Raw genomic sequence first — 26,744 nt, forward strand, 5'->3', positions numbered from 1 at the left:
CACGTCAGGACAGACGAAGAGCGTCATTGATCGATGTCGTCGCCTTCTCGGAAACCACACCCGTCCCGTGTTCAGATCTGCCCGGCAGACCGCAAATCGAACTCATGCTCTCGATCCATCGACGCACGATGGTACGGCGGTCCCAACGTTCGATGGAACGCTTTCGTCCCTCTGCGCCAAGCCTCTCGCGAAGAGAAGGATCTTCGCTTAACTGAAGAATGGCATCTGCAAGCGATCCAACGTCTCCCGGCGGAACGAGCAAACCGGCACCCTGCACTTCGGCAGCAAGCCCCGTGCCCCGTTCTGCCATCGCGACGACGGGACGCGCGGACGCAAACATCGCCCCCAACTTGGATGGCAATACGAGATCGGCCGCCTCCGCCCTCTGCGGGACTACGTGAAGGTCAGCCGTTGCCAACAATTCGTTGAAACTTTCGTTCGGCTGGAGTCCCAGGAAATGAACTCTCGGATTCTCGGAGGCCATGTCCACCAGTCTTGCCTTGTGCGGCCCTTCACCAGCCAGAATGAAATGCAGTCGCGGATTGTGCCGAAGAAGAGCTGCGGCTTCGACGAGGAGATCGAGTCCCTGCTTGGCCGACATGGTCCCGGAGTAGAGAGCAACGACGTCATCTTCGTCGATATTCAGGGATGTGCGATATTTGGTCTGCTTCGGACGGGGAAATATCACATCCGTGTCGATCCAGTTTCGGATCTCGGTCGCTCTATGCGGATCGACGGCCTTGTCCCACAAACGCTCCACCATTTGCGGACAGATGCTGGAAACGCGATCAAACGATCTGAGGACCGCCGCCTCCGCCTTGAGCATCACCTTCCGCAGGGAAGCATTCCGGAGCAGTCCTAGACCGTATGCGGCATCAATTTCGAAGTCTTGCACATGAAGCCACGACTTGGCACCGATGCGACGAGCAACGAAGGAAGCAAATCGGGCCGACATCAACGACGGCGCGACGGAAATTACGATGTCTGGCCTCCAGGAATATGCATCGATCAGCACCGGCACCAGGCTCGTCAGTGCAAAGGACAGGTGATGAATCAGACGCTTTGCACCAGTCGGCTGCTTGGGAACGTAGATCGGCGCTCGCATGACGCCCACGCCCTCCATCATCGAGCGCCTGAAATAGGAGGCATTCAAACCGGCGGGGATGCTCCAGGCCGGATAGTAGGGAGGCGCCGTAACGACCCTCACCTCATGGCCCTCGGCAACAAGGCTTTCGCAAAGCTCCGTATTGTATTTGGCCACGCCGATCAGATCGGGAGCATAATTGATGCCGACCAACAGAATACGCATTCAATCCAAATCCTGAACGATAACTCGTATCCAAAAACTCGAAACAGCCAAGGATCACCGCATTGGCTTCGCAGCCTCCGCTGAACGATCGCTGCCGCGGCGGCTAATCGCCGCTTGAACTCCGGTGCGAAATCAAGGGGACTACGCTCGATACAGGCCCGCCAATCATCGGAAAGAAAAACTTCGCTCCGCATCGACACGCCACGCTTCTGCCGATCTTGACAGCCCGATCGAACCCAGCCCCGCAGTCCGTGAACCTTCGGGCCAGTACATGCGCTTGCGCAAGGCACCAGCCTGTCGTTCCCCCGCACTTTCGCTTGCGAGGTGGTGGCAGCTCTCATTAACGGAGTAAAGAAAGGATCATTTTAATGATGAACGCGTACCGTCAAGATCCGTCAAGCAACCGGAGCTTTCCGAGAAACGTCCCGCCTAGTAAGCCCGGCGAAGGATCGGGCTGGTCTCCGCTATACAGACCCGATCCCAATACCAGCCGTAGGGAGTTTCCACGCGGACTTGAGGGCAACGCCGCCGCGGCACATAGCGGTAAGGATATGATTGAGCCCAGAAGGTAACCGGGAATACGTGTTCGGCCGGCGTCGAAACGACGGGTGCCGGCAACTGCATCGCAGCGATTGCCTGCGGCCCGGCCAACAAGACCATTGCCGATACCAACAACCCCAAACGCCGGATAGTCTGCTTTGCCATCACCTTCCCCTGCGCGTCGCCAACCGGCGACGAAATGCGCCAAATCAGAATATTTCAAAATTCAGCCGGATATCGAGCAGATTGTTTATCAACGGGATCGGAAAAAGGCAACGGACCATCGCGTACCCATCCACCAGCCCGGGATGTCGAATCGGGGCCGCTAGAAGGCGCCGGCTCCCTCTTTTTCCGGCGCTCGCCGGTACTCGCCCCTGATGAATTGTGTGCTGACAGCCTGAAACAGCGGGGCGTTCTCCCTGCCAAGACCCGCGAAGACCAGGATATCGCGCAGGGTTCGCCACCGACTTTCGTCGTATTCGCCTATTCGGGCGCCAACAGGCAGCACCAGCGACCGCTGCTGCTCCATTTCGAACTTGACGCGCTCGGGAGAGAGGTCCGACCGGTCAAAATCGACAATGATCGGAATCGCCCGGCTATAATCGGCATAGGCAAATTGCCAACCCCGAACCAAGCCGTGCAACAGATCGGCAATTGCGGACGGTCGCTCTCGAATCAGATCGTTGCTGGCGAAATAAACCTGCCCAGGCACGTGGATTGCGTAGTCCTGAGGTTTCATAACGCTCAATGGGACGTAGTCCGCGCTGGTCGGGCTAGGCTGCTGATCGATCGGGACAACGATCGCGTCCACATCCCCAGCTCTTAGTGCCTGGAAGTTGGCCCGGTCGGAAACCTTGACGATCTGGCTACGCGGCAATCGAAGCCTGGCCATCATGGCGTCAAAGACCACCTCTGCCTCACTCCCCTCGCGGCAACCGATGCGCTTTCCGATGAGGTCGTCCGGACGATGCAAGCCCGACCGCTCCAGCGCGAAAATCGCCACCGAGGTGTCAAGGAAGCTGGCTGCAAAGGCAGTGACAGGAGCCCCTCGCCAAACGGCAAGCAAGAACTTCTGGCCCGTCGTCACCCCGATTGCATTCTCCCTCGCAACCGTTTCGACGAAATTCGGATCGTCTGGAAGGGCTCTCATTGCGACGCCTCGCTTGAAATAGCCCTCCTTGGCAGCAATCATCTCCCCGGCGAAGCGAGCGGAGTAGCGCCCATCCAGGAAGAAGCTGGCGTGAAACGAGGAATCGGCGGGAGTGTGGACGGGCGTAACATCAGGAACCAAGGCGAAGACAACAAGGCCGGTTGCGGACAGCGCCGCGAGACCGATCGCCACCCGGCGCGTCACCGTTGATCCCGATCGCCGCCGTCGGTGACGCATGAACGTATCCCCTTCCGACCTTCGAATTTTGTGTTCCAAATGGCAGAATTAGGATAATGAGAGCACAAGAAGTAAGGTTATTTTTTCATTCGTCTTGTTTCGGCTACGGCCTCTCCTGATAGCACCCAACCCGATCTTCCTTGTCCTGAGTTGATATTATGACAATTGCATCGGCTCGCCCGACCTCCGCCGCGGACAGTCCGGTAGAGATTCACGTTCTCGATGAGGCGAATCCGGCACGCGCAAGTTTAGTCGTGAGATGGTGGCGACCCAACATTGTTGAACTGCTGGCTCTTGTGGCCGACGCTATCATCATCGTGGCAAGCGGCGTTGGCTGTGCTGCCGGGTACCAGATCTATGCACGGCCGGAGCACGACCAACTTGACGTCTACACCGCGCTCAGCCTCCTCGTTGCGCTCAACTTCGTACTTCTGATCAAGGTTCAGCACGGCTACGCTCTCAAAAACTTTACTGACCTGCCGCGGCTATTCAAGAAGACACTGGCAACGTGGACCGCCTTGTTCGGCGCGCTGATCGTTATCACCTTCGCCATGAAGGCCAGCAATCAAATCTCGCGCGGCACGATAATCTCGTTCTACCTGGTCGCTCCAGTTCTGCTTCTGCTGGCGAAGGCAGCCATTGCGCGATTTGTCACGACGGCGTTGCGGAACGGTGGTGCCTTCGCCAGGCGCCGCGCCGTGGCGATCGCCGAGCGCGGGTTGGTGTCATCAGAGGCAATGGCAGAGCTCACACAGCATGGCTACCGGATCACGCGGATCATGGAGCTCCGCCCGGAGTGCCTGACTTCGCCGTCGCTGATTCCGTCGATCGGACCGCGCCTCGACGACTTCATCGCCTACGCGCGGGAGAACCAGATCGAACAGGTGTTCCTGCTGCTCAGGTGGGATCATTGGCACGCGATCGACATGATCGCGGACGCGCTGAGAATCCTTCCGATACCGGTCAATCTCGTCTCCGATCCGGATGTCTCGAGGTTCTTGCGCTACCCGGTCACGACTGCCGGAAGCAGCATGATTGCAGAGATACGGCGTGCACCAATTTCGCGACAAGAACAGGCTCTCAAACGCGCGTTCGACCTGATCGGCGCCAGCCTCGGCCTGCTGGTGTTCGCACCGGTCATGCTGATGACCGCGATCCTGATCAAATGCACATCGACCGGCCCGGTGCTCTTTCGGCAGACCCGGAACGGCTTCAACGGTCGCGCCTTCAAGATCTACAAGTTTCGGACGATGCGCGTGCTGGAAGATGGACCGATCATTCTGCAGGCGCGCAGGAACGATCCTCGCGTAACCCCGGTCGGCAGATGGCTACGTAAGACCTCGATCGACGAACTGCCGCAGCTCCTCAATGTCCTGCTGGGCGACATGTCGCTGGTCGGCCCCCGCCCCCACGCGGCTGCGCACAACTCGGAGTATGAGCAGGTCATCAGCAACTACGCGTTTCGCCAACACGTCAAACCAGGCATCACCGGCTGGGCCCAGGTCAACGGTTACCGCGGCGAAACGCTGACCGTTAACATGATGAAATCCAGGGTCGACCTGGACTTGTGGTACATCAACAACTGGAGCATCTGGCTCGACGCGAAGATCATCTTGCGCACGGTGGTACAAGTGACTCGCGATCCCGTGGCGTACTGATGTCTTGCCCCGCCCCATCCGGTAGAGGCAGTCCATTCATTTAGCGATGCCGCCAATCGTATGGGCACGCGCCTGATCGTGGATTCGTTCGCCCAGGATGAGAATCAGGCAATTAACTTTGTCCTCAAACAAGCTCGCATCGGGGCTCCGCATCATCCTATAACGTTGCGCAAACAGGGCACCACCGCTAAGGCCCTAGCGCCCGCTAGCAGCAATCCAATTTCAGGAAGATGAAAACCTACCTCATCAAATATTTCGTTCTGGGCAGCGAGCAGGTCATCTTCAGCTTCTCCAATTTCTTCTACCTGGCGGTAGTCGCGCGCCGGCTGCCGCTGGCCGAATTCGCCGAGCTGAGCCTTGGATATACCTGCTATCTCATTCTCATCGGCGCTCATCACGCGGTCATCTGCGATCCCATCATCGCGACCGGAATCAGCGCACAGGACAGTCAACGATCATTGTTACGGCGCCTGTGGACGATCAATGTATCCTTTTGCTGCCTGGCGCTGGCCGCAGGATGCGCACTCGTCTTGAGCAGCAGCACTCACGAGATGCAAACGCTCACAGTTGTGGCTCTAGCCTGCCTGTTCTTCAGCTTTGCCGGTCCGGTCCAGTTCGTTCGGCGAATTATGCACATTCAGGGACACGTGCAGGCATCCGCCGTCGCAGCAGCGGCTTACGCAACGGTCCTGATCGTGTCAGCCTGGATGCTGCCCCACGTCAATCTGGAATCGCACTTTGCATATACCGTACCCTTCATCCTCGGCAATCTGGTCTTCCTTGTCTCGGCTTGGCGAAACATCCCACGCAAGCTCAACGACAACCAGAACATCTCCCTGAAGTCCCATTTCCGGGCGGGATACTCGTTCCTGATCAACAACCTCCTCGGCCTGGCGACGACAAATATCTATCCGTTCGTGTTCGTGTTTCTGAACTCGCCTGAAGCCGTTGCAAGCTATCGGCTGATGTTCGCCGTGATAGCCCCATTCGCTCAGTTGCTTGGCGGGCTCTCAGGATTCATCACGCCGCGCATTGCAGTCGCGAGGATCAGCCAGATTGAAACGCCCCACCTGCTCATCCTGGCTCTGATCGTCTTCGCTCCGCTTCCGTTGGCCGTCATGGCAATTTGGTTCGGCAGCGACGCGGCCTCTCTCATCTTCGGAACCAAGTATGTCGCGCTCGGAGGATCCATCCCCGTTGCATTGATCTCGACGAGCTTCGCCCTCGCACTCGCTACTGTGAGCATGTGGCTGAGGGCCAATCACCGGCTGGGCCTGATGCAGGCCGGCAGCTTGATCTCGGCGGCGATAACCGCCGTCATCGCGATTCCCAGTTGCTTGGCTTTTGGAGTTACCGGTGCGTTCGTGTCGCTAGCGATTGCCAATGGTGCCGCGGCGCTTTGGGTAGTGGTCAAGGGAGCCTCGGGCCGTATCCGAACGCAGCCCGGTTAGCCGCTCACTTCTGCGACGTCTCCGGCATTGACACGCGGCGAATTGACGGGCGTGCAGGAATATAGACGGTCCGTTTGGTGATGAGGAGCATGGCCGCCGAAGCCACGACGGTAGAGCTATGGATTGCCCATTCCGACCACCCCACTTGAAACGGGCCGCGAAGCAAGATCATGCAAAGCATCGGCGAAAGACAGAGAATGAAGTACAGCGGCGACAGCCTTTGGGCAGCGAAGCCGCGACGTTCTACCCGATCGAGAACATAGACGATCGCGACAGACATCAGCATCGCCCCAACAATCCCGAAGCTGAAATAGCCCTCGATCGGCGGCGGAGCCGAAACGTTATCGGTGCCGAAGCCTTTCAGGATGAAGATGTAGTCATGCATGATCTCGCCGACCGTTCTTCCCTTCCCTGCCCAAAGGTCTCGGGGAACGAAGAACAGCAGTGCTCCCATGATGTTCGATCCCCATTCCAAGCCCTTCATTTCGACCCACATGATGGCATAGCAGAACAGATCGAGGCCTGAGAAGTCAGGATGAACAAAGAACTGCGAGAATGGCCGCTGATCGAGAGAGACGTTTGCGTACCGGAAAATGGATCCGAATATGGGCGAGGCCAGCAATCCGGCGAAATAGGTGACAAGAAACAGACGAACGCTTCTTGGACCAAATATCGCAAGCACGCAGAATACAATCAATGTCGAGGAGCGAAAACGTGCGGAAATGAGCGGGTTGTTGATGAAGAGACCCGCCAGAAGCAGAACTGCAAAGCACGTCACCCAGCCCGTGTTCCGGCGAGCCAAAGCGACACTCGCACCGATAACAGGAGCAACCAGGGTGAATGGCCGGAAGAATGCCGTGACCAGAATGTTGATCATCTTGCTTTCGCCGACCACCGAACCGAAGGCCTCGCGATTCACCTGAAGCAATGACGAGCCAAGATAACCAACCAATCCCAGCGATACGACCATCGAGGCAGCTGCCAGAAGGGTGTAGTTCGGATTTGGCTCGGCGGCGAGGCTTCTGTCCAGAAACCGGTTATGGCGAGGTTCGGGAGCTCGAAAGGGACGATAGATGACGAAGCAGAGGCCCACGATCGTCATGAATGCGCAAAGGACGCTGGCCGGCACAACGAGACTTACATCAGCCAGAATTGGATCGAAGTCGTTCCCGATCTGCTGAAGCGGCGCCACGGCCAGAAACAGGAGGTTGAAGACGAAGAAGACAACGAACAGCAGGTAAGATCTGGCCAGAGCGATCTTCAGTCCGAACAAGGAAACGATCCCGTTCACCCCGAGTATCATGGCAGCGATCAACGATGCACGCGGGCTGGACCAGGCCTGGGTGAACGAGAGGAGCAAGTAGGCGCCGGCTGAGCCGATCACGACATAGTCGAAGACGCTCTTCGGCGTCACATAGAACTGGGAAGCGGCTGCACTACGCGAGAACTGGTTCATGACTTGAAGACATTAGAGTTCGCCAAGCTCCACGTTGCGGCGCTGGCTCTGGAAATAGCACATCCCACCGCAGTTCAGCCTCGGTGCAGATCGTACAATACATATCTCGGTCGCGTTAACGCTTCGAACTCGCTCACCTTGCGGCCAAATCTCAGGTGAGATATCCTTGTAATATATAGAAGATATCAACGGAATACTTACTTGAATGTCCTTTTCCCCGGCCCGGATCAACGACGACCTCAAGCTGCACGCACGTATGGACCGACGTCGGCTTCTTTCCGCCGGAATCCTCCTCGCGGGAGCATCTTCACTGCCGGCCTCGGTGGCGGCCGCGACGAGTTCAGGAGCGAAAGCGAAGAAAGTTTACGCTCATTGGCATTGGTTTCCGACCTCGTTTGATAACTGGCCGGCGGACAAAGATCAGTATGCCGATTATCTGTCGCCAGACGGGACCCAAGGTAAACTTCGGGCCGAAGGTGGCTTCGTTCGCGAACGGCCCCTGCCTCGACCTCCGCGCCCAGAGGCAAACTGGGCTGTGCTTGACATGCTCGATGAGATCAAAGCCGCGCATCACATCGGGCTGGATGGCTTCCTTTTCAACATGGGAGGTATAGACGACGGCTCCCCGTACATGATCCATCTGCGCAACATGCTCGAGGCCGCCCAACAGGGCCCGCCGGGATTTGAAGTCATACTATCGATCGATACCGTAATTCTGGTGAAGACGCCGGTCGATGCGATTGCCGACGCCGTCCTTAAGCTGGCGCGGAACGCCCACGTTGCGCGCCACTCCGACGGCCGACTGATCCTGGGGGCCTTTTCGCCCGAGCAGTGGGACGTTGGCCGATGGAAGGAACTGTTGCAGCGACTGACGGCCGGCGGAGAGAAGGTTTTCTTCTATCCTACATTTCTCGATGTGCGCAGAACGATCGATTTCATGGATCTGATCGACGGCGCATCGATGTGGGGGGTCGACAAATTGAGCGACATCCCTCTTCTCAAGAAAGTAGGAAAGTTGGCCAAACAGGCTGGGAAGGTCTGGGCATCGGTGGTGTGGCCCCAGGACTTCCGGCCGCACAATCGCTGGTTCTCGGAATGCCACAACAGTGAATTGTTCCGGGCTTCATGGGCCGCGGCATTGGAAATCGGCTCCGACGCGGTCAACATCGCCACCTGGAACGACTATTCCGAAGGATCCGAAATTCGACCGTCCACCAGCATTCAATATGCTTTTTATGATCTCGCTGCGTTCTATATCGCCTGGTTCAAGAACGGCACGATGCCGCCGATCACTGAAGACGTGCTCTACTATTTTCACCGTATCGAGTCCACCGAGGCGGCCGGGACCGGCTCTGCTCAACCGTTTAGGTTCGCGACGAATCTGGTCAGCCGCTTTGCCGATCCGCCTCAGAATGACATTGAGCTGCTTGCGTTCTTGAAGGAGCCGGGCGAGCTCACGATAGCGACCGCGAAGGGCTCGAAGAGCCTGAAGGCGAAAGCTGGAATCACGTCGTTTCGAATTCCGCTGGTGCCGGGCAAAGTGAGTTTTCGGCTCAGCCGCGGGGACGCCAGCGTCATAGACCTGCCGAGCGCGTTCGAAATTCGTGAGACCTCGGCCTATCAGGATTTGCTGTATCACGGCGGATCGTCGTCCCGTCCACCGGTCTAGAATATTCCGGTCGTGGTTCAGACGAGGACTGCCTGGGTATTTGGCCGTCATTTCTCTTGAGCGCACCAGCGTCAGTGAGTCCCATGCATTCAACTTTCTTCCCGGAATTAGCTGCTGGCGGATTTTCTAGAATCGACGGTACGATTGCGTTTTACCAACGCGTGAATGCCCTCGTGACGCCGAGCACCAGAATGATCGATTTCGGCGCAGGCCGCGGCGCGATCCATGAAGACGCCAGCTCGGAGTACCGGCGCAATCTCTGCAATTTCAAGGGACGCGTTGCCCAAGTCATCGGACTGGACGTCGACGAAGCCGTCTTCACCAATCCGTCGCTCGACGAGGCGATGCTCCTGGATCCGACGGGACGTGCGCCACTGCCTGCCAATTGCGCCGACATCATCCTGTCGGATTGCACATTCGAGCACATTCCGGATCCGGCCCAAAGCACCGCCGAGATGGACAGGCTTTTGAAGCCCGGCGGCTGGATCTGCGCGCGAACCCCAAACAGGTACGGCTACATCGCATTGGCCAACCGCCTGATCCCGAGCGGAATTGGCCGCACCATACTCAGCTCGGCACAACCCGAGCGCAAGGATGAGGACATCTTTCCGGCGGTCTATCGTTTGAATACGCCGGCTACGCTACGGAGGTATTTCCCACCCGCGCGGTTTGACCATTTTGTATATGCTTGGGATGCGGAGCCAGCCTACCACGCCAACAACCGCGGCATCTACCGTGCGTTCCAGCTCGTTCAGTCGCTCACGCCTCACGCCTTCAAGACGGTCTTGATGGTCTTCATCCGGAAGAAGCTCGACTGTCCGGCGGAAGCCGCCTAGCTGGTGCGTTGGTGAGTTCGCGTCCTCGAGGCGATACACTATCGAAATAAACCTTAAAGCCGAGATCTTGACCAAACCGCAGCACTTTCGGTTATTTTGGGTGGGCGCGAGGAACGACTATGCTGAAGATTGTTATTCAAGTTTTATTCCTTTTCTTCCCCTGGAGAGTCCGTCGGCTGGTCCTCAACGCGATCCCTGGTTTTTCCATCCATCGCGACGCGCGGATCGGTCTGTCCTTGATCCTCGCCGACGAATGCGTCCTGGAAGCGAAGACTTACATCGGTCATCTCAACTATATCGGCCGGCTTGATCGGTTGCAGATGGATGAAGATGCGGTCATCGGCAATCTGAACTGGATCGGTGGACTGTCAACTCGCCTGAATTCGCCAGCCTTCCGAAACAGGACGAAGCGACGTTCGGATCTCATCATGCGCAAAGCGAGTCTGGTGATGAGCCAGCATTACATTGATTGCACCGACCGGATCGAGTTTCGTCAATTTTGCGGTCTCGCCGGATTCCGCAGCCAGCTGTTGACCCACGGCGTCAATCCAATGTCTGCCCGGCAGACATGCTCTCCAATCACGATAGGAGCCTACACGATGATCGGCACCGGCGTGATCATTCTGCAGGGCGTCACCATCCCGGACTATTGCGTAGTGGCTTCGGGCGCCGTCGTGACCCACGTCGCGCCCCAGGAATACTCGATGATCGGCGGCAATCCCGCGGTTCACCAGCGAGACATCCCCAAGACCGCAAAGATCTTTCACCGAACCGCCTTCACAGTCACTTAGTGTTCAAACGCGGCTCGTAGCCGTATCCCGGGTACGGCCCATGTGTCGCACACAGTGACCTGGCCTCCACGGTCCGTGGGCGACATTGGGGATCCGCGGCGCTGTCTTGCCAAAATACTGCGCTCGCCATCGATTATTCATTGGCTGACATGCTGAAGGACCGACGACCTCGTGCCCGGTAAAATGATCATTGTGGCGGGTCCCCTTCCTCCGCCGGTTCATGGCGCAGCTCTCGTCACCAAGCGGGCGGCCGACACTCTGCGCGCTGCCGGATATCAACTCGCGTTCGGCGACACCTCGCCGGGCGATGCTCCCAATCGGTGGCGGCATCATTTCAATCGCGCACGCGCATACGTCCGATGCGGACGAACTGTCCTTCGCCACCCGAAGGCCTCGATACTCTACCTTTCTCTGTCCGGCGGATATGGACTGCTCTATGACCTCCTGGTCGTCATCCTTGCGCGGTGGCTAGGGAAGACGATCGCTTTTCATCATCACAGCTTCGCCTACCTGACGAAGCGTAGCGCCATCTTGGCGTCCATTGTTCGCATGGCCGGCGCCAACCAATTTCATATTGCGCTCTGTCCCGGGATGGCGACGACACTTTCGGAGCTGTATGGCAAGCATCTAAGGACGGTCGTCATTTCCAACCTGGCGTTTATCGATTTGCCCGCGGTCGAACCGCGGAGCTGTGAGCGGACGTTCAGCGCGATTGGCTATCTATCGAACATCTCGCTCGAAAAAGGCATCGACCGCTTTCTCGACCTGATGGCTCGACTACGAGAGAGCGGATCCGGCCTGACGGCACGAATCGCCGGTCCCTGCGCCGATCTCGAGATCGAGCACTACATCAAGCGCCGCGCGAACGAGATCGGTGGAATTGAGTATGTGGGGCCCGTATATGACGACGCCAAGGTCCACTTTCTCTCCTCGATCGACGTTCTGGTGTTTCCGACCAGATACGTCAACGAGGCGCAGCCCGTGGTGATCTATGAGGCGCAGATGGCAGGCATCATCGTCGCTGCCTCCAGCCGCGGATGCATCGCCAACATGGTGCCGGAAGAATTGCTGCTCGATCCGAGCGCGTCAGATCTCGACGGGATCGCGGAACAAATCCTCGTGTGGGAAAAGTCGGTCGCTGACTTTCAAGCCGCCTTGAACGAGGCCAAGCGCAATCGCGCAGCGCTGCTCGTTCAGCGCGAAGATGACGCAAGAAAGTTCATGGACCTTTTCGAGGCACCTGCGACGAGATGAGCAGGGCGCGCGGCGAGTTCATTTTTGAGATAGTGAATATCGAAACGTCGACATCTTCATCGTTCCCAGAATCGTGTCGACGCGCTGATAGCCGTAGACGGTCGCATCCTTGCAGTGATCACTATGGTAATAGCAGATCTTGACCCTGATCATTCGAGAGCAGTTGTTCTTGACGCTCACGATATGATCCATCAGCTCTCCGTTCTGGACATGCCCTTTGGCAGCCGCCTCAACATTGAGGCAGGGCCGATTGGCACCGTCACGGATGACGGGCGATTCCGATGTGTCGGCGGCGCCTTGCATCGTGAATTTTGATTTAGTGCTTTGTGCGTGAGCCGACGGAATGTTCTGGATCAATGTCCAGGCCGGAGCCATGCAGATCAGCAGGGCAAGCCGAAAGAGCGATCGAACCATTACCGCCACATCCTTTCAGGCAAATCGACTCCCGGCACGGTAGCCTTCACCCCTTCATACGCCAGCCGCTTCGCAAAGGCTTCACGGGCGACCAGGCGAACGCCCCCAAGGCTCGCCAGCAATCTATCCTTCTGAGGCCAACCGACTCCCGTCAGAATGCGTGCCGCATCATCGGTGAACTCGCTTTCGACCATGCCAGCGAACTCGGCAACGACCCGTTGCTGCAGCTGTTCGCCGAGCAATGGAAATATCGCAAGCGCCAACCTGTTGCGGCGGAGCGCGATCCAGCCTTCGTATGGTCCAGCCGCGTACGACTGCTCAAGATAGCGAATATTTCCCGCGTCGAAACCGTCTCGCTCGTTCTTCACCCAATACAGCAACAGCCAAAGAAAAGCGTCGGCCGGATCGAGCATCAAGGACGACTTCAGCTTGTTCTCCGCGGTCGACAATTTTCGCTCCAGGTCCTGGGAACCCTTTCCCAGCAGGCCCTCCTCGGCAGAGCGAAGTGCAATCAGCGCTCGGGCTCGCACCAGACTTGGGTAGGGAAGGCTCGATGGCGAGTCGGCGTCCATACGCACCGCGATCGACTCCACGGTCCCCGGCTTGAGCTGTTCACCGACCAGAATGTGCGTGGCGACGGAGCTGACCTGCAGATCGGTCCAGAACGACGGCAACACCACCAGTGACCAGGCTACTCCAGCGATACCCGTCAGAAGCAATACGCCCCTGCAACATTTCCGCCAGATCTCGCCCATGCTAGTCGACGTAGCCGTAACGGGCATAGTTCTTCTTATAATAGTAGCGGCTGTGATACGACTCGTAGCGAGCAAGGCGCTTCGTATCTGCCTTGTTGAGAACGACGCCAAGCAGCTTGTCTTGGATTTCCTGAGAACCACGCAGGTTGTGCCTGACGACATCCATCAGGGTCTTGCCCCACTCGACGACGAATATGTAGGAGTCGACGAAAGTCGATGTCACGCGCACGTCCACTACAGGCGCCATGGGCGGCATGTCGAGCACGATGTAATCGAACTTGTCCCTCAGCTCGCCAATCAGGCCATGCATCATCTTGGATGCCAATATCTCGTTGGTATGAAGAAGCTTGGAGGTCGTACCTGCAGCCAGGATCGAGAGCCCCGTTTGCGTATCAACCGTCAACGCTTGCTCCAATTTCGCCTTGTGCGCAAGGATCTCGACCAAACCAGACTCCGCGTCGGGCGTCAGCGCGCGAGACAGCGAGGGGTTGCGGAGATCGCAATCGATCAGGAGGACGCGCGCACCGCCATGGGCCATCAATTGCGCCAGGTTAGCAGACAGCGTGCTCTTGCCCTCATTCGGAAGAGTCGACGTAACCGCCAGCACGCGGTTCTCTCGAACAATCGAGTTTAGATCGACTGCCACCTTCGTCGAGCGCACCGCTTCGGAGAAGCGCGAGAGAGGATGATCAACGACATAACGCAGCAATTTCGGCCTTGCGTCCTTGGTCGCAGCTGCGTTCACTGTCGGCAGCAGCGCTATACAACTCGCGCCGAGCACCTCTTCGACCTGCTGAGTCGTCCTGAACACCCGGTCCATCATTTCACGCACGATCGCCAGGACGAAGCTCAGCACCAAACCGCCAAAAAGAGCCACGCCCAGCACGATAAGAGTCTTTGGATAGCTCTTGACCAGCGGTGTCGTTGCTGCACTGATCACGCGCGCTTCACTGATCGGGAACGATTGCTGCTGGACCGATTCCATGTAGCGCTGCAGGAAATTGTCGTACATCGCCTGATACGACTGCGCATTGCTATCGAGCTCGCGTAGCCGAACCTGCGCCTGATTGGTCAGCTGGGACTCCGAGACCACAGTAGCCAAACTAGCCTTGATGCTCTCCTCGCGCGTGACGGCGATATCGTAGTCGCTCTTGTAGGACTCCTGAATGCGCTTGAGCTCGTCGATGATGTTCCGCTTGATCTCGTCCATTTGGCGACGCAGGTTCACCGCGGCAAGATGATCGTGGCCATACTTGGCGGCCCAGATCGCTTCCTTGGCGGCCATGTCGACATACTGGCCTCGCAGCTTGACGATGGTCTCGTTGCGAAGAGCATCCGCCACTGCCGCGTCCGGGATTTCGCGCTTCAGAATATCGTTGATGCGGTCCAGCCGCGCCCTGGCCTCGGCCGTCGAGGCATGGGCCCCAACCAGCTGGCTGTTCACTTCGGCGAGCTGTTGCTCGTTCATCAAGCGCCCGCCGGTATCGACAATGTTATTGGCCGTCTTGAAATCGACAACCGCCTTCTGTGCCGCGGATGCTTGAGCGCGCAACTCCTTGATGCGATCCTGCAACCAGACGCTGGCGCGGCGCGTCGATTGGTACTTGGCTTCCAGCTGGTCAACGATGTAGGCGTCAGCGATCGCATTGGCGATCTGCGCCGCTTTCGCTGGATCGCGCGACGTGAAGCCGATCTCCATGACGTAGGTGAGACCGAGACGCTTGATGGTACGATTGCTCTCAAAGCGTTGCAGAGCCTTGCGCTGCAATCTGAACTCGGAACCGGCACGGCCACTGGAAAACAGATCGGAAAAGAAATTGCCGATCGACCCGATCAAGCTTCCGCCGTTGCCGAGGAACTCCGGATCTTCCGTCAGGTGCAGGTCACGAATGACCGCCAAGCTGATGTTCTCGGACTTGAGAATTTCGACCTGCGTTTCCACCGACGCGGAGTCAGGGGCCACGTCACCGAGCATCGATTGCTGCTGAAACAATTGTACTTTTCGAGTGTCGATGACTATCGACGCCGTAGAGGTGAATTGCGGAGCTTCAGTAAAGAGATAGAGAAGCGCCAGGATCACGGAGGCGGATATGATGGCGACGATCGTTGGGAACTGATGCCGGATGACATCCAGATGCAAAGTCAGCGATTGAAACGGTGAGCCTTGAGTCTCGGCGAATTCGCGATTGATCTCTGAGGTGGACTTGTTCAGCTGCAACATCCGGTAATTCCTGAAATCAATCAATGCCCGTACTTGGGCCGACAAGCGCGCGGCGACGTGATTTCACGTATCCGCAAATCACGCATAGCCATCGAAGCATGGACGCACCACGTGCTTCACGGGCAGTATTATATCGTGCGAGTCATCGCGGAAGATCAAAGGCAGCGCGTGACACGCTGCCTTGGTTTATTTTCTCTAAGGGATGCCGGCGCAAGAGGCCTGGACGTTATTGCGTCGGACTGACCGCGGGATAGGCGGTCGAGGGATTCACTGAACCCGTATAAGTCGTCACACTGTTCGGGTAGTGCAGGCCACCAAAGTTCTGGACACCGGAGCCGCTGCCACCAAAGGCAAATCCGAAGCCGGTCGTCGGGCCCCCGCCACCGGAGCCACCACCCCCAGCACCGCCCGCCGCGGCGATTGCAACATCACCGGTTGCGGCCTGATAGGCGGCAATCACGTCCGGATTGTTCGTTCCGGCGACGGCGGCCTGAATTTCGTTGGCAAACGCCTGATCGGTCTGTGCCGCCATGCGGGCGACCTGGGCAAGTCCAGCGACGATCGCGCGCAACTGATCCTTGGTCGTCGCTGGGTTCTTCAACAATTCGATCAGACCCGGCACTGTTGTCGGATCCGACGCTCCAAGGTCTCGGACGCGCGAAATCAACTGCGGACCGCCATCAGGATATTGCTGCAAAAGCGTTGCAGGAGATCCCTTGAAATCGGAGATGATCTGAGCCTGCAGTTGCCGGCTGGGCGGATAAACAGCCGCGCTGGCGGCGGAGGATATCGAGCTTGCGACCGCAATCACCACAGCGGCTCGAACCGTAAACCTGATAAGGTTCATAATTTCCTCAACAACTAGTTTGCCTTTATGGCCCGAACGAAACGATTGGAAAGTAGTCGAAAGAGGCAGTGCTGTCCACCAATTCTAAAGGAATAGTTAAGGCCCAAGTACCTGGAAAGAGGACTGTTTTGGCGATCCCGAAGTGCGAGCACCGGTCGACAGCGCATTTGCCGCAGCCCCTTTCGGCTCGACGCTCCCCTCGCCGGAGTGAAAGGATTGCGCTAGGCCGACCCCGAAAAGCGCAAAGAAGGGGATGCTGTAACCCGGTATCTGCAACGTGAAATCGAGGCCGGAATGGAGCAACGCCAGCAGTGCAATGCCGATGGCCGCCAGGGGAATCGAAGCGTCACGCTTGCGGCTGAACACCCCGCGCGCAAGCACTGTGAACATGACCGCCCAACCGGCCGCCAGGAGCAGCGTCATCGGAATTCCAGTCTCCAAAGCGACCTCCAGAGGGGTCGAATGGGCTGCATTCCAGGTGCCGCGCATAGAAATATTCGGGCTGCGGAAGGCTGGAAACGCCGACTGGAAAGTCCCCATCCCAGTGCCGAACCAGGGATTATCGGCGATGATGAGCAGCGAGGACTTCCACCCCTCCAGCCGGCCACTATCGGTCAGCCCCTGGCTATCGAAGCGGCCCACGACACGACCACCGAGCAATTCCAAGAGAACGAGAGCGACCAAGGCCGCGGCCGCCAAGGCCATCCAGACGCCGGTGCGCGGCGGAAGGTCCTTCCGGAGAAAGACGACAAAGACGAAGATCATGGAGAGGAGCGAAACAGCCACGCCCGCCCGCGAGCCAGTCATGAACATCGCCATGACGCAGATCAGGAGTGCGGCGAATTTCAGAGCTATCGAAGCCTGCGGAATTTTAGTCAGATCGCGGGAGAGACTGCTCCATCTGAAGCGTCCCCCGGGAAGGTGGCGGCGCACGTCCGTAAGAAGCAGAAGTATCCAGATGACCGCACATGAGCCGAAATAGGCAGCGGCGGTATTGCGGTTGATGAACGTGCCGGTGACGCTACTGAGATAGGCGGTCTTGTCGCGCCACAGAATCATGGTCGGTTCGATGAGGAACGAGAGGACGCCATATGCAGCGTAGAAGCTGCCTGAGAGCGCAATCACCAGCATTATCTGGCGTGCACGCCTCGCGTCGGCTCCAATGACGAGCCCCGCCAGAATAGCCAAAATGTTTGCAAGTGGCGCCCCCAGAGCGAAGAAAGCTTCGTGCCTGACAATCGAGGCCGATGGCGCAACGGCTGAATCGACCAGCGAGCCGAGCTGCTTCCAGATCGGATGATATGGCGCAATCCACGGGCTGTCAGACAGCTGTTCGTGCAGCGCGATCCCGTAAGCCGCGACAACGATGAAGATGCCGGCGATGATCCAGAGATGGGGACGACGCAGGGCCTTCACTGGCGCAAATATCAAGGCAATTCCCAGACAAGCGCACCAGAAGGCAATGGCCAGATTGTTGGTCGACCCAAACGGGAACGGCGCGCTCGCTACAACAAAGAACAGCACACAGCTGGCTACGAGATCAGCCGACCAGCGAATGTTCATCGAAACACGGCCCATCGCTTTCGTCTGACGCCCCCCAGTGGAGAATACATTAGAGCGGATGATCCCGCAGGCGTCCAGCAAGTGCCGCACTCGGAAGAGACGGCGATGGATGATCCATTCTGAACCGTACCCCGCCTACAGAGGTTAATTTCCGGCGTCAACTCATCCGGGAGCACAGTGAAGAGAGAGAGCGTACTGCCGGCCTGCTCCGCAATGCGTCCCGATCCTGGCAGCCTCGAGTTTGTTAACAATACGGTTCGCCCCAAGCGCGGATCTCATCCGATGAAGGGGCTGGACGGTCCCAATTTCAATCATCTACGCTGGATTTTCGCAACGTGGTCCGGTAGTGCTTCGCCCGCACCGCATCTCCAGGCTTGCGAAAGCTCACGTCGCCAATTGCCGGCGGACTGTTTCCGGGAGAATTTCTGCTTCCGATCGAACGTTTCCACGAAGTTCTTATGTCAAACGACCAGCGTTGCTGGCCGTCGCTCTGCGAGGGTAAATTGAATATCGACGTCATCTTAGCGACACGCGGCAGACCGGCAGACGTTCAAGTTCTTCTAGACCAGCTTCGACTTCAAGAACGAGCGCCTGACAACGTCGTGCTCGTGGGCGCTGAACCCGAGGATTTGCCCAAGGATTTGCCCGGTGCTGCCGCCGTCCCGAATGATCCGAGCGTGCACCGACTGGTTTCTCCTCGGCCGGGACTGACGTCGCAGAGAAACCACGGCGTGCAGACGGCCAAGAGGATAAGCACTCCCGAGGCCTGGCTTGCGAAGATCATTGTCTTCTTCGACGATGACTTCAGGCCCGCAGCCGATTGGCTGCAGAAGTGCGAAGCGCTGTTTGCTGCAAGTCCACAGGTCCTCGCCGTTACAGGAGCGGTGATCATGGACGGGGCAAGAGGCAGCATCGCAATCACCGAAGAGCAGGCTTCGGATGCGCTGGCGCTGCCTCGGGCGAGCGATCAGATCGGACACAGCAAGTGGAAGGAAGGCCTGTACGGATGCAATATGGCCTTCAGGGCGACAGTCTTCGACCAATGTGCATTCGACGAGAATCTTCCGCTCTATGGCTGGCTGGAGGATACGGATTTTTCCGGACAGATCAGGGAATTCTCGGACATCTATCGAGCTTCAAACTTGATCGGTGTGCATCTCGGGTCGAAGTCTGGACGGGTCAGTGGCTACAAATATGGCTACTCGCAGCTCGCTAATCCGCTCTACCTTGCGCGCAAAGGAACAATTACCCTCGGAAAATGCGCATATTTTTGGACGCGAGCGCTCGCGTCCAACGCGCTGCGTTCGCTTCGCGAGCATCCGATGATCGATTATCGAGGCAGGCTTGCCGGAAACATGGCTGCAGTGACGGATTTGATTGCCGGATCAATTCATCCAACCAACATCTTGTCTTTCCACCGCTAGAAACGCATTGCGCACGACGCTCATCACGACCTGGACACGAGTACGAAAACCATGATTGACGAAAACCTCATTTACGATCTCGGCGCCCATAAGGGTGAAGACACCGGGTTCTATCTCAAAAAGGGATTCAAGGTCGTTGCCATCGAAGCTGTACCGGAATTCTGTACCGCACTTGGCCAGCAGTTTTCCCAGCAGGTTGCCACAGGGCAACTGAAGATCCTCAACCTGGCCGTCGCCAAGACGCCGGGGAATATCGACTTCTATGTCAACACCGAGCACTCGGTCTGGGGAACGGCAAATCTCGAGTGGGTCAAGCGAAACCAGATGCTGGGCGCAGCGAGCGTGCAAAAGATAACGGTTAAAGCCGAGCGGCTGGCCGATATCATGCGCGACCACGGCATTCCCAGATATTGCAAGATCGACATCGAAGGGAACGATCTTGACGCATTGTCATCACTCGAGAACATTTCCGACCCCCCGCGATTTGTGTCGATCGAGTCCGAGAAGAAGAATTGGAATGATCTCGTAAGGGAGTTCGAACTGCTCAGGAGCTTGGGCTATTCCAAATACAAGATCGTGGATCAAAGCCTCGTCTCCCTGCAGGAGCCGCCTCAGCCGGCGACCGAAGGCTGTTTCCAGCCGCACAGATTCGAACAAGGCAGCAGCGGGCTGTTCGGCAACGAATTGCCCGGGCGGTGGATGGACATGTTCGAAGCGCTCGAGGTCTACAAGGGGATTTTCCGCGGCTATGCGCTGGCGGGAGACGCAGGCATCTTCCAGGGGCGAAAGAGCGTATTCCGCATGCTTGGCGGGATTCAGGCCGCGCTGGTGCGCGCGGCCGGGCGAAAGGACTACCGCTTCCCGGACTTTCCTCCAGCGGGTTGGTACGACACGCACGCCGCGCGATAGCGCATCGGAAGCAGATCAGATCGGGAGGCACCAGCCCATTTGCCGGAGCTGATCGCTCCTTGCCCGAACTAGAGAGGGCAATCGATCGAGTAGATCCTAAGATCCACATTCAGGCGGCTGTTCCGGGTCTGCGCCCGGAAGGCATAGAATGCCCCGAGGCTATCGCTCCCGGGATCGAGTTTTATTCCGGGCGTTAGTTCGTCGGGCGGGACCAGAAGGCCGATGTGCCGGTTGAGGGCGGATATCTCGATCCGCCCCTCGCCGTCCGCAAAATGCCCGCCGAGCTGGGTCACGGTGACCTTCGGCAGGCCGCGGCGCTGATGGCAGACCTCCTCCTCCCAGAGCTTGGTCTGTTGCACCAGCGGTTTGCCGGCGCCATCGGGAACGACGATATCGGGAAAAGACGGGCGCAGCATGCCGAAGAACTTGCTCTCCTTGGAGTTCGCCGAGAGACGAACGGTCAAGGACAGCTCGCCCTTGGCCCCCCTCAGGCGCGACAGGATCGGAGCATCGGGCTCGGCGGAGACCATCACGTCGATCCGATGGCGGACGCCCAGCTCCGCGGCAGCCCCGAGAGCCTTTCCGATCGGTGCAAGCCCGAAGGCGAGAGGAACGAGCGCCGGAAGACGCCAGAATGCTCGAAACCGCATGAAGCCCCTTGCAACACTGCGGGGTGGACCGATGACCGGCACGCCGTGTTCAGTGGCACCTTGATCCAAATCCCGAACTCGCAGCCCCGGCAGAACCGCTTCGATTGCTAAACGAAAATGGCACCGGGACAAAGGCCCGGTGCCATCGGTCTTGGTCGATCAAGTTGGCGTCTTACGGCGCCAGCTTGATGTTGTTGCGGAAGATCAAGGCATCGTTGGAGAGGTTCACGGCATCGCTGCCGGTCGCCATGATCACACGCAGATAGGTCAGGAACTTGGCGACTTCGACGTTGCGCGAGTTCGAGACGTAGATGATGTCCTGGTTCTTCATCATGACCTTGGTGGCGAGGAAGAAGCCGCCCGGATCGCGGAAGTTCACGTTGAAGATGACCGGGATCGTCTCTGACGTGTACTTGCTCACGTCGATGCCGAGCTGGGCAGCGACCTCGCGCGGCTCGCGGCGATAGAGATACACCGCAGCCGGATCGGCCTGGCCATCCAGCAGACCGCCGGCCTTGCCGACCGCTTCGCCGAGGTTGATGCGCCAGGCATCGAAGTTGAACTCGCCGCTCTGTCCGCTGGCGCCGAACGCCAGGAACTTTTGCTGCTCGCGATAGACATAAATGCTGTCGTCGGGACGAACATAGACGTTGTTCTCGGGCGCCATCACGAGATTTTCGAACGGCACGGTCGCCCGCTTGCCGCCGCGCTCCAGCATGACCCAGGTCTCGAAGCCCTGGCCCTTGATGCCGCCGGCGCGGGTGATCGCGTCGAGCACGCGATCCTTCGCACCCGCCGCGCTCGCCGGATAACGCGCCGGCGAATTGACCTCGCCGAGCACGCTGATGAGCTGGGTGCGCTGCGAAGACATCGCAACGACCGCCTGCGGCTCGATGGCGCGGTTGCCGATCTTCTCGATGATCGAGCGCTGGATCTGGACCGCTGTAAGGCCCGCGGCCTTGATCTGGCCGGCATAGGGCACGGTGATGAAGCCGTCATTGTCCACCGCCTGGTCCGGGATGGTCACGAAGTTACCCGGACGGACGCCGGCTTCAGCCGGGATGAACAGACCGCCTGCCGCGGCTTCGAAGATGGTGACGCTGACCACGTCGCCGATGCCGAACACGATGCTGGCGGGCGGACGGCGATCGGTGAACACGCCGGCGAGCCCCTTGGGCTCATGGGTGTGCAGGATCTTCACCGTAGCCGGATTGAGCGGCACCAGCTCGTAGGCCGGCGCGTTCTCGGTCTGGATCTTGTTGTTGACGTCGTCCGTCAGTGGACCCGAGCCGGGATTGGTCGAACAGGCCCCGAGCGCTAAAGCGACCGCCAGAAACGCAGGCTTCAAAACATAGGTCTTGGCAATAGATGACATGAATCGCGCCCGATAGTCCCAATTGACGTAAGTTGGTACGGCCTAGGGGGTGGGTGCGACAAGCGTTCCCAGCGGTTAACGGAGCGATCCGTCGGCCACTGTTGCTTACAAGCCACTCTTGGAGGCTTGGTTTAACCCTTTGTGACCATTTGTTGTATTTCGTGTGCCCGGCTGGCGGGCAAAATGCGCAACTTGAGGCCTCAGCATGTCGGGCGGGGGCGTCGCCGCCCTTTGCTAAAGCTGGGTCCATTCAGGATAGGACTCCCCCGTGTCTGGCCTCCTTCTGATCTCGCTGTTGGCAGGTTCCCTCCTCGGCGCCGCTAGTCGGCCGTGGAACCCTGCCGCCCCCTGCCCTGGCAGCGCAGAATCCTCGTGTCACGAAGCGCCACGTGTTGCGGTTGCCCAACCGGACCCCTCCTCCGTCTGGAAATTCACCCGGACCCAGGGGGCCAAGGACGGCGAGAGCTTCGCCGCCATCATGAAGACCGCGGATACGGCCCAGTCGGACCCGGACTTTGCCGGCCTGATCGTCCGCTGTGCGCCACAGGGCAAGATCGACGTGCTGGTGGCCTTGATCCGGCCCTTCCCGCCGCGGAGCCGCCCTAAGGTCACGATCGCCGCGAACGGCGGCGGCACCTTGACCTTCGACGCCCGCATGGCGGCCGCAGGCGCTACCGTGCTGCTACCCGACGAGGTCTCTGCCTTTGCCGCCGGCAAGTGGCAGACAGCGGCCTCGCTGTCCGTGGCGGTCAGCGAAGGCGACAGCGAGATAAAGGGCGTAGTGGCCCTGAACGGGCTGCGAGAGGCCTATCATTCGCTGCTGGCAAATTGCAGCCAATAGGCCAAATTTAGCCATACAACTTAAGGGTCCTTTTAGGGAGGGGAACCTAGGGTCCGAAGCACGGAGAGGTGTTTCGGATGACGGCGCTTTTGATTTTCAGCTTTCTCGTCGGTGCCGTGCTGGGGCAGCGCTTTCGCGTCCTGGTGCTCCTGCCGTTGATCTTCGTCATGTTGCTCGCCGCCGTCCCGGTCGGCTTGATGGTCGATCTCACGGTGGTCGAGAGCCTGAAAGGCATGGTGTTCGCAGCCATTGCCCTGCAGAGCGGCTATCTCTTCGGGTCAGGGGCCCGCTTTGGCCTTGCTGCCGCGCGCGCCGGGCGCGTATTTGCCCGCCCGGTCAAGTCTGTGCGCTGATGACGCCGGGCTGAGGCTGCCACCAGCCCCCTCGTGGGGCGCGCGAAAGCCAGGCTGGTTGCCTGCGAAGACCTCTGCTTGAAAACCCACCGCTCGCTTGTATGGTGACCTGATCGTTTCAGGATTCCCCTCGAGCGCCGTTTGTCCTTCGCTTATTTTGCCCTCATCGTTTCCATCGTTTCCGCTTCCGCTCTCGAAATCGCCGGCGTCAAGTTCGGGGCACAGCTCGCGACGATGGCCGCAGCACTGAGCTTGCTGGCGGCCGCCTCGAGCACGCGCAAGGCCGGCTACGATCACTATGTTCGCGCGACCTCGTGGGGCCGGCGGATCCTGACCGCCATTCCGCTGTGCATCGCCGCCCAACTCGTCCCTCTTCCGCTGAGTTGGGCGCATCCGATCTGGGCGAGCGCTCACGAGGTCCTCGGCGGCCTGCCGTTCGGGCCGATCACAGCCGATATCGGCTTGACCGTGAACGCGCTGCTGCTGGCGCTTGCGGCGATCTCGTTGCTCGGCGTCACCATCCTAGTCGTGCGCAACCGCAGCCGGGCCCAGCTGATCCTCCTTGTGCTGAGCGGCGTAGCCGCGGTCTCAGCCTTGATTCTCGACTTGCATAGGCTGTTGCCGGCGCTTGCTGCAGACGTTCCCCATGACCTCACGACGACCTTGGCGGGCCTTGGCCTCATGCTCAATCTGGCGGTCATGCAGCTCGCCGCTGAACGGGCCGAAACGCATCACTCGGTGCTTCGCTCGGTCGCGATCGGCCTTTGCGGCCTGGTCGGAGCTTTGGTCAGCGCCGCCGCGATCTTTTGGTTTTCCGGAACGAACAGCGCAATCGCGGCGGCTTTTGGCGTTGTGCTGATGCTGCTGATCCTCGTCATCCGCAGATTGGACCTGTCACCATTGGCCGCGAGCGCATTGTCCGTGGCAGCCCTGATCGGCGCGGCGATCGTGCTCACCTTCCTCTTCGAGAAGCACTCCGGGCCGGTCCTGATGCGGCTCGTCCCGGAGATGGGAGCCGAGACCAAGGCCGCCCTCGAGCGCATGTTGGCCGACACGCGCTGGTTCGGCGCTGGTGCCGGGACCTTTGCTGCGGTGGGCAGGATCTATCAGAGCGATGCCGGAGCTGTCTTGACCGCGCCCTCTGCGGCCATGGCCGTCTTTGCGGGGATGGGATGGATTGGCTTGGCTGCCATGATAGCCGTGAGCCTGATCGCTTTGGTCCGCCTGTTCTTCGGCGCTCTGCAGCGCGGACGCGATTCGTTCTTTCCCGCGGCAGCCGCGGCCTGCGTTCTCTTTGCGCTGGTCCAGAGCTTCGCAGGTCCCGGATTGCTGCGCCCGGCAGCAATCCTGTGTCTCTCGGTGATCGTGGGGCTGGGGCTGTCGCAGAGCGTCAGCCAATCCTCGCGATGAAGCCCGGCTGCTCTCAGACGGAGCGATCGCCGAGTGAGGCCCAGTAGTTCGGGTTCTTGGGCGATTGAATGCGGACCCAGCGATAGGGCTTCTTCGACCAGGGCATGATGTGGCCGGAGAGATTGTCCAGCACGAGATCGCCTGAGAAGGTCCGCACCACGACCACGAGATGATGCTCGCCCCAGGAGGTCACGACTTCGCTGAGCAGCACCGAACGCGCCGGGAAGCCCTTGGCGATCAGATCGTGGCGCTTTGTCACAGCGTAGTCGTTGCAGTCGCCGCTCGCGGGATGCAGCAACCACTTTTCGCCGCGCAGCCCTTCCAAGTTGGGTTCGGGACGGATCGCGCTGTTGACCCGCTGGTTGACCTCTTGCATCTGCGCCAGGCGTTGGGCCGTGAGCTTCAGGCGTCCGCCACGGAAGACGATCTGTTGCGGCCGCGGTTTGCACTCGTCCTTGTACTTCAGGCAAAAGATGGTGAATGCCATCGGCGCCAGCGTCGGCTGCTCGAACTTGATGTACTGGATGGCACCGCGCAGCCCCATGGGCGCGCCGACGAAGGCGGCTTCCGCATTCTGCTGCACCCCCGCAGCAACGACGATTGCGGCCACAGCCGCCAGGAATTTCACGACTTTGCGCATGTTGCGCTCCCCGTTCTTGTTGGGGAGACGCTACGCGAGACGCCTTGAAATACGGCTCAATCGCCGCGCAATCCTTTAATCAAAATGCGGGCTAAGCGGTCGGAAATAATTAAGAATACCGATGCGTGACTTGTTCTGCTAAGAGCGGTCGCGATGATCCGCTCGTGACGCCAGAAGCGATTCGACCGACCTGATGGGCTTTTCCAGCCATTTTCGAAAGAAGACCAAGCCTCGGCTTCCCGACGGCGTTCGCGTCTATGCGATCGGCGACGTGCACGGCCGTGCCGACTTGCTTCAATCGCTGTTAACCGTGATCGACGTCGATCTTGCCCGCTCGGCCCCCGAACGCGCCATTCAGGTCTTTCTCGGTGACTATGTCGATCGCGGCCCGGACTCACGCGCCGTTCTTGATCTCCTGATCGAACGCTCGAAATCGCACGAGACGGTTTGCCTGAAGGGCAACCACGAGGTCTTCCTGCTCGAGGTCCTCAAGAACCCGGCCCGCCTGCAGGAGTGGCGCCACTATGGCGGCCTGCTGACGCTGGTCTCCTACGGCATCACGCCGACCATGAATCCGTCCGCGGAACAGCAGGTCGAACTGATCGAGGGACTGAAACGCGCGCTGCCGACCGAACACTTGGCCTTCCTCCAGCAATTGCCCTCCTCCTTCACGTGCGGCGACTTCTTTTTCGTCCATGCCGGCGTCAAGCCGGGCGTCGCGCTCGATCGTCAGAAGGATGAGGATCTGCTCTGGATCCGCGAGGAATTCCTGGCCTCCGAGGAGCGCTTCGGCAAATATGTCGTTCACGGTCATACGCCAGTCAGCGCGCCCGATATCCGCCCGAACCGCATCAACATCGACACCGGAGCCTACGCGACCGGAAACTTGACGCTGCTGACCATCCAGGGCGATAGTCTGCTGGCAATTTAAAGGGTGCTGGCTGGACCTCGGTCCCGTCGTCGGGCCCGCCCGCACAGGCCTCGTCAATTC

23 protein-coding genes are annotated in these 26,744 nt (G+C 59.0%); 12 read left to right on the top strand and 11 right to left on the bottom strand.

Going from position 1 to position 26,744, the window contains the following annotated elements:
* Positions 1-4: 4 nt before the first annotated feature.
* Positions 5-1,309, bottom strand: a complete 1,305-nt coding sequence (locus ACM42_RS04390) for a WcaI family glycosyltransferase (protein ID WP_271526766.1) — start codon at positions 1,307-1,309, stop codon at positions 5-7.
* An 865-nt stretch (positions 1,310-2,174) separates the two neighbouring features.
* Positions 2,175-3,203 (bottom strand): ABC transporter substrate-binding protein, encoded by a 1,029-nt coding sequence (locus tag ACM42_RS04395; RefSeq protein WP_271526767.1) that lies wholly within the window; start codon positions 3,201-3,203, stop codon positions 2,175-2,177.
* A 191-nt stretch (positions 3,204-3,394) separates the two neighbouring features.
* Here ACM42_RS04395 and ACM42_RS04400 point away from each other — a divergent pair, with 191 nt between their 5' ends.
* A complete protein-coding gene (locus ACM42_RS04400; RefSeq protein ID WP_271526768.1) occupies positions 3,395-4,894 on the top strand; it encodes an undecaprenyl-phosphate glucose phosphotransferase in 1,500 nt (499 codons plus the stop codon).
* A 230-nt stretch (positions 4,895-5,124) separates the two neighbouring features.
* Complete coding sequence (locus ACM42_RS04405) at positions 5,125-6,345, top strand: lipopolysaccharide biosynthesis protein (RefSeq protein ID WP_271526769.1); 1,221 nt, start codon at positions 5,125-5,127, stop codon at positions 6,343-6,345.
* A gap of 4 nt (positions 6,346-6,349) precedes the next feature.
* Here ACM42_RS04405 and ACM42_RS04410 read toward each other — a convergent pair whose 3' ends face one another.
* Complete coding sequence (locus ACM42_RS04410) at positions 6,350-7,801, bottom strand: hypothetical protein (protein ID WP_271526770.1); 1,452 nt, start codon at positions 7,799-7,801, stop codon at positions 6,350-6,352.
* A gap of 205 nt (positions 7,802-8,006) precedes the next feature.
* Between ACM42_RS04410 and ACM42_RS04415 the strand changes: the two genes are divergently transcribed.
* The 4 genes from ACM42_RS04415 to ACM42_RS04430 all read left to right on the top strand — a co-directional run bounded on the left by ACM42_RS04415 (position 8,007) and on the right by ACM42_RS04430 (position 12,351).
* Complete coding sequence (locus ACM42_RS04415; protein ID WP_271526771.1) at positions 8,007-9,470, top strand: endo-1,3-alpha-glucanase family glycosylhydrolase; 1,464 nt, start codon at positions 8,007-8,009, stop codon at positions 9,468-9,470.
* 56 nt (positions 9,471-9,526) lie between these two features.
* Positions 9,527-10,306, top strand: coding sequence for a class I SAM-dependent methyltransferase (locus ACM42_RS04420; RefSeq protein ID WP_271526772.1), 780 nt, complete (start codon positions 9,527-9,529; stop codon positions 10,304-10,306).
* 119 nt (positions 10,307-10,425) lie between these two features.
* A complete protein-coding gene (locus tag ACM42_RS04425; protein WP_061878790.1) occupies positions 10,426-11,097 on the top strand; it encodes an acyltransferase in 672 nt (223 codons plus the stop codon).
* Positions 11,098-11,280: 183 nt separating this feature from the next.
* Entirely contained in the window at positions 11,281-12,351 is a 1,071-nt protein-coding gene (locus ACM42_RS04430; RefSeq protein ID WP_271526773.1) for a glycosyltransferase family 4 protein, read from the top strand.
* A gap of 18 nt (positions 12,352-12,369) precedes the next feature.
* On the opposite strand, the gene ACM42_RS04435 is transcribed toward ACM42_RS04430, so the two are convergent.
* From ACM42_RS04435 to ACM42_RS04455, 5 genes are all read right to left on the bottom strand, one after another.
* On the bottom strand, positions 12,370-12,765 hold the full coding sequence (locus ACM42_RS04435; protein WP_271526774.1) for a hypothetical protein: 396 nt from the start codon (positions 12,763-12,765) through the stop codon (positions 12,370-12,372).
* Entirely contained in the window at positions 12,765-13,520 is a 756-nt protein-coding gene (locus ACM42_RS04440) for a hypothetical protein (protein ID WP_271526775.1), read from the bottom strand. Before ACM42_RS04440 ends, ACM42_RS04435 begins: the two co-directional genes overlap by 1 nt.
* 1 nt (position 13,521) lies before the next feature.
* Complete coding sequence (locus ACM42_RS04445; RefSeq protein ID WP_271526776.1) at positions 13,522-15,741, bottom strand: polysaccharide biosynthesis tyrosine autokinase; 2,220 nt, start codon at positions 15,739-15,741, stop codon at positions 13,522-13,524.
* A 226-nt stretch (positions 15,742-15,967) separates the two neighbouring features.
* The gene (locus tag ACM42_RS04450; RefSeq protein WP_271526777.1) at positions 15,968-16,588 is read right to left on the bottom strand and encodes a hypothetical protein; all 621 of its coding nucleotides are present in this window, start codon (positions 16,586-16,588) and stop codon (positions 15,968-15,970) included.
* Between the two features lie 96 nt (positions 16,589-16,684).
* Positions 16,685-18,166: an O-antigen ligase family protein gene (locus ACM42_RS04455; RefSeq protein WP_271526778.1), complete on the bottom strand. Its 1,482-nt coding sequence runs from the start codon at positions 18,164-18,166 to the stop codon at positions 16,685-16,687.
* A gap of 488 nt (positions 18,167-18,654) precedes the next feature.
* Here ACM42_RS04455 and ACM42_RS04460 point away from each other — a divergent pair, with 488 nt between their 5' ends.
* Together ACM42_RS04460 and ACM42_RS04465 are read left to right on the top strand one after the other, a co-directional pair.
* A complete protein-coding gene (locus ACM42_RS04460; RefSeq protein WP_271526779.1) occupies positions 18,655-19,575 on the top strand; it encodes a glycosyltransferase family 2 protein in 921 nt (306 codons plus the stop codon).
* Between the two features lie 51 nt (positions 19,576-19,626).
* Complete coding sequence (locus tag ACM42_RS04465; RefSeq protein ID WP_271526780.1) at positions 19,627-20,484, top strand: FkbM family methyltransferase; 858 nt, start codon at positions 19,627-19,629, stop codon at positions 20,482-20,484.
* A gap of 68 nt (positions 20,485-20,552) precedes the next feature.
* On the opposite strand, the gene ACM42_RS04470 is transcribed toward ACM42_RS04465, so the two are convergent.
* Positions 20,553-21,134 carry a hypothetical protein gene (locus tag ACM42_RS04470; RefSeq protein WP_271526781.1) on the bottom strand — a complete coding sequence of 194 codons (582 nt, stop codon included), beginning with the start codon at positions 21,132-21,134 and terminating at the stop codon, positions 20,553-20,555.
* Positions 21,135-21,306: 172 nt separating this feature from the next.
* Positions 21,307-22,509 carry a polysaccharide biosynthesis/export family protein gene (locus ACM42_RS04475; RefSeq protein WP_271526782.1) on the bottom strand — a complete coding sequence of 401 codons (1,203 nt, stop codon included), beginning with the start codon at positions 22,507-22,509 and terminating at the stop codon, positions 21,307-21,309.
* A 478-nt stretch (positions 22,510-22,987) separates the two neighbouring features.
* Between ACM42_RS04475 and ACM42_RS04480 the strand changes: the two genes are divergently transcribed.
* From ACM42_RS04480 to ACM42_RS04490, 3 genes are all read left to right on the top strand, one after another.
* Entirely contained in the window at positions 22,988-23,350 is a 363-nt protein-coding gene (locus ACM42_RS04480) for a hypothetical protein (RefSeq protein WP_271526783.1), read from the top strand.
* Between the two features lie 77 nt (positions 23,351-23,427).
* A complete protein-coding gene (locus ACM42_RS04485) occupies positions 23,428-23,703 on the top strand; it encodes a hypothetical protein (protein WP_271526784.1) in 276 nt (91 codons plus the stop codon).
* Between the two features lie 468 nt (positions 23,704-24,171).
* A complete protein-coding gene (locus tag ACM42_RS04490) occupies positions 24,172-25,113 on the top strand; it encodes a hypothetical protein (protein WP_271526785.1) in 942 nt (313 codons plus the stop codon).
* 13 nt (positions 25,114-25,126) lie between these two features.
* Here ACM42_RS04490 and ACM42_RS04495 read toward each other — a convergent pair whose 3' ends face one another.
* Complete coding sequence (locus ACM42_RS04495) at positions 25,127-25,753, bottom strand: transglutaminase-like cysteine peptidase (RefSeq protein ID WP_271526786.1); 627 nt, start codon at positions 25,751-25,753, stop codon at positions 25,127-25,129.
* A gap of 193 nt (positions 25,754-25,946) precedes the next feature.
* Here ACM42_RS04495 and ACM42_RS04500 point away from each other — a divergent pair, with 193 nt between their 5' ends.
* Positions 25,947-26,684 carry a metallophosphoesterase family protein gene (locus tag ACM42_RS04500; RefSeq protein ID WP_271526787.1) on the top strand — a complete coding sequence of 246 codons (738 nt, stop codon included), beginning with the start codon at positions 25,947-25,949 and terminating at the stop codon, positions 26,682-26,684.
* The last annotated feature ends 60 nt before the right edge of the window (positions 26,685-26,744 follow it).

It is taken from the genome of Bradyrhizobium sp. CCBAU 25338 (assembly GCF_028128965.1).
Classification (GTDB): Bacteria; Pseudomonadota; Alphaproteobacteria; order Rhizobiales; family Xanthobacteraceae; genus Bradyrhizobium; species Bradyrhizobium liaoningense.

Bases quoted from the DNA above. Each gene is read 5' to 3' on its own strand.
- ACM42_RS04400 (WP_271526768.1), top strand. From the start codon at position 3,395: ATGACAATTGCATCGGCTCGCCCGACCTCCGCCGCGGACAGTCCGGTA.
- ACM42_RS04480 (WP_271526783.1), top strand. From the start codon at position 22,988: ATGAAGACCGCGGATACGGCCCAGTCGGACCCGGACTTTGCCGGCCTG.
- ACM42_RS04415 (WP_271526771.1), top strand. From the start codon at position 8,007: ATGTCCTTTTCCCCGGCCCGGATCAACGACGACCTCAAGCTGCACGCA.
- ACM42_RS04440 (WP_271526775.1), bottom strand. From the start codon at position 13,520: ATGGGCGAGATCTGGCGGAAATGTTGCAGGGGCGTATTGCTTCTGACG.
- ACM42_RS04450 (WP_271526777.1), bottom strand. From the start codon at position 16,588: ATGAACCTTATCAGGTTTACGGTTCGAGCCGCTGTGGTGATTGCGGTC.
- ACM42_RS04425 (WP_061878790.1), top strand. From the start codon at position 10,426: ATGCTGAAGATTGTTATTCAAGTTTTATTCCTTTTCTTCCCCTGGAGA.
- ACM42_RS04470 (WP_271526781.1), bottom strand. From the start codon at position 21,134: ATGCGGTTTCGAGCATTCTGGCGTCTTCCGGCGCTCGTTCCTCTCGCC.
- ACM42_RS04435 (WP_271526774.1), bottom strand. From the start codon at position 12,765: ATGGTTCGATCGCTCTTTCGGCTTGCCCTGCTGATCTGCATGGCTCCG.
- ACM42_RS04500 (WP_271526787.1), top strand. From the start codon at position 25,947: ATGGGCTTTTCCAGCCATTTTCGAAAGAAGACCAAGCCTCGGCTTCCC.
- ACM42_RS04405 (WP_271526769.1), top strand. From the start codon at position 5,125: ATGAAAACCTACCTCATCAAATATTTCGTTCTGGGCAGCGAGCAGGTC.
- ACM42_RS04495 (WP_271526786.1), bottom strand. From the start codon at position 25,753: ATGCGCAAAGTCGTGAAATTCCTGGCGGCTGTGGCCGCAATCGTCGTT.
- ACM42_RS04485 (WP_271526784.1), top strand. From the start codon at position 23,428: ATGACGGCGCTTTTGATTTTCAGCTTTCTCGTCGGTGCCGTGCTGGGG.
- ACM42_RS04465 (WP_271526780.1), top strand. From the start codon at position 19,627: ATGATTGACGAAAACCTCATTTACGATCTCGGCGCCCATAAGGGTGAA.
- ACM42_RS04410 (WP_271526770.1), bottom strand. From the start codon at position 7,801: ATGAACCAGTTCTCGCGTAGTGCAGCCGCTTCCCAGTTCTATGTGACG.
- ACM42_RS04475 (WP_271526782.1), bottom strand. From the start codon at position 22,509: ATGTCATCTATTGCCAAGACCTATGTTTTGAAGCCTGCGTTTCTGGCG.
- ACM42_RS04430 (WP_271526773.1), top strand. From the start codon at position 11,281: ATGATCATTGTGGCGGGTCCCCTTCCTCCGCCGGTTCATGGCGCAGCT.
- ACM42_RS04455 (WP_271526778.1), bottom strand. From the start codon at position 18,166: ATGGGCCGTGTTTCGATGAACATTCGCTGGTCGGCTGATCTCGTAGCC.
- ACM42_RS04390 (WP_271526766.1), bottom strand. From the start codon at position 1,309: ATGCGTATTCTGTTGGTCGGCATCAATTATGCTCCCGATCTGATCGGC.
- ACM42_RS04445 (WP_271526776.1), bottom strand. From the start codon at position 15,741: ATGTTGCAGCTGAACAAGTCCACCTCAGAGATCAATCGCGAATTCGCC.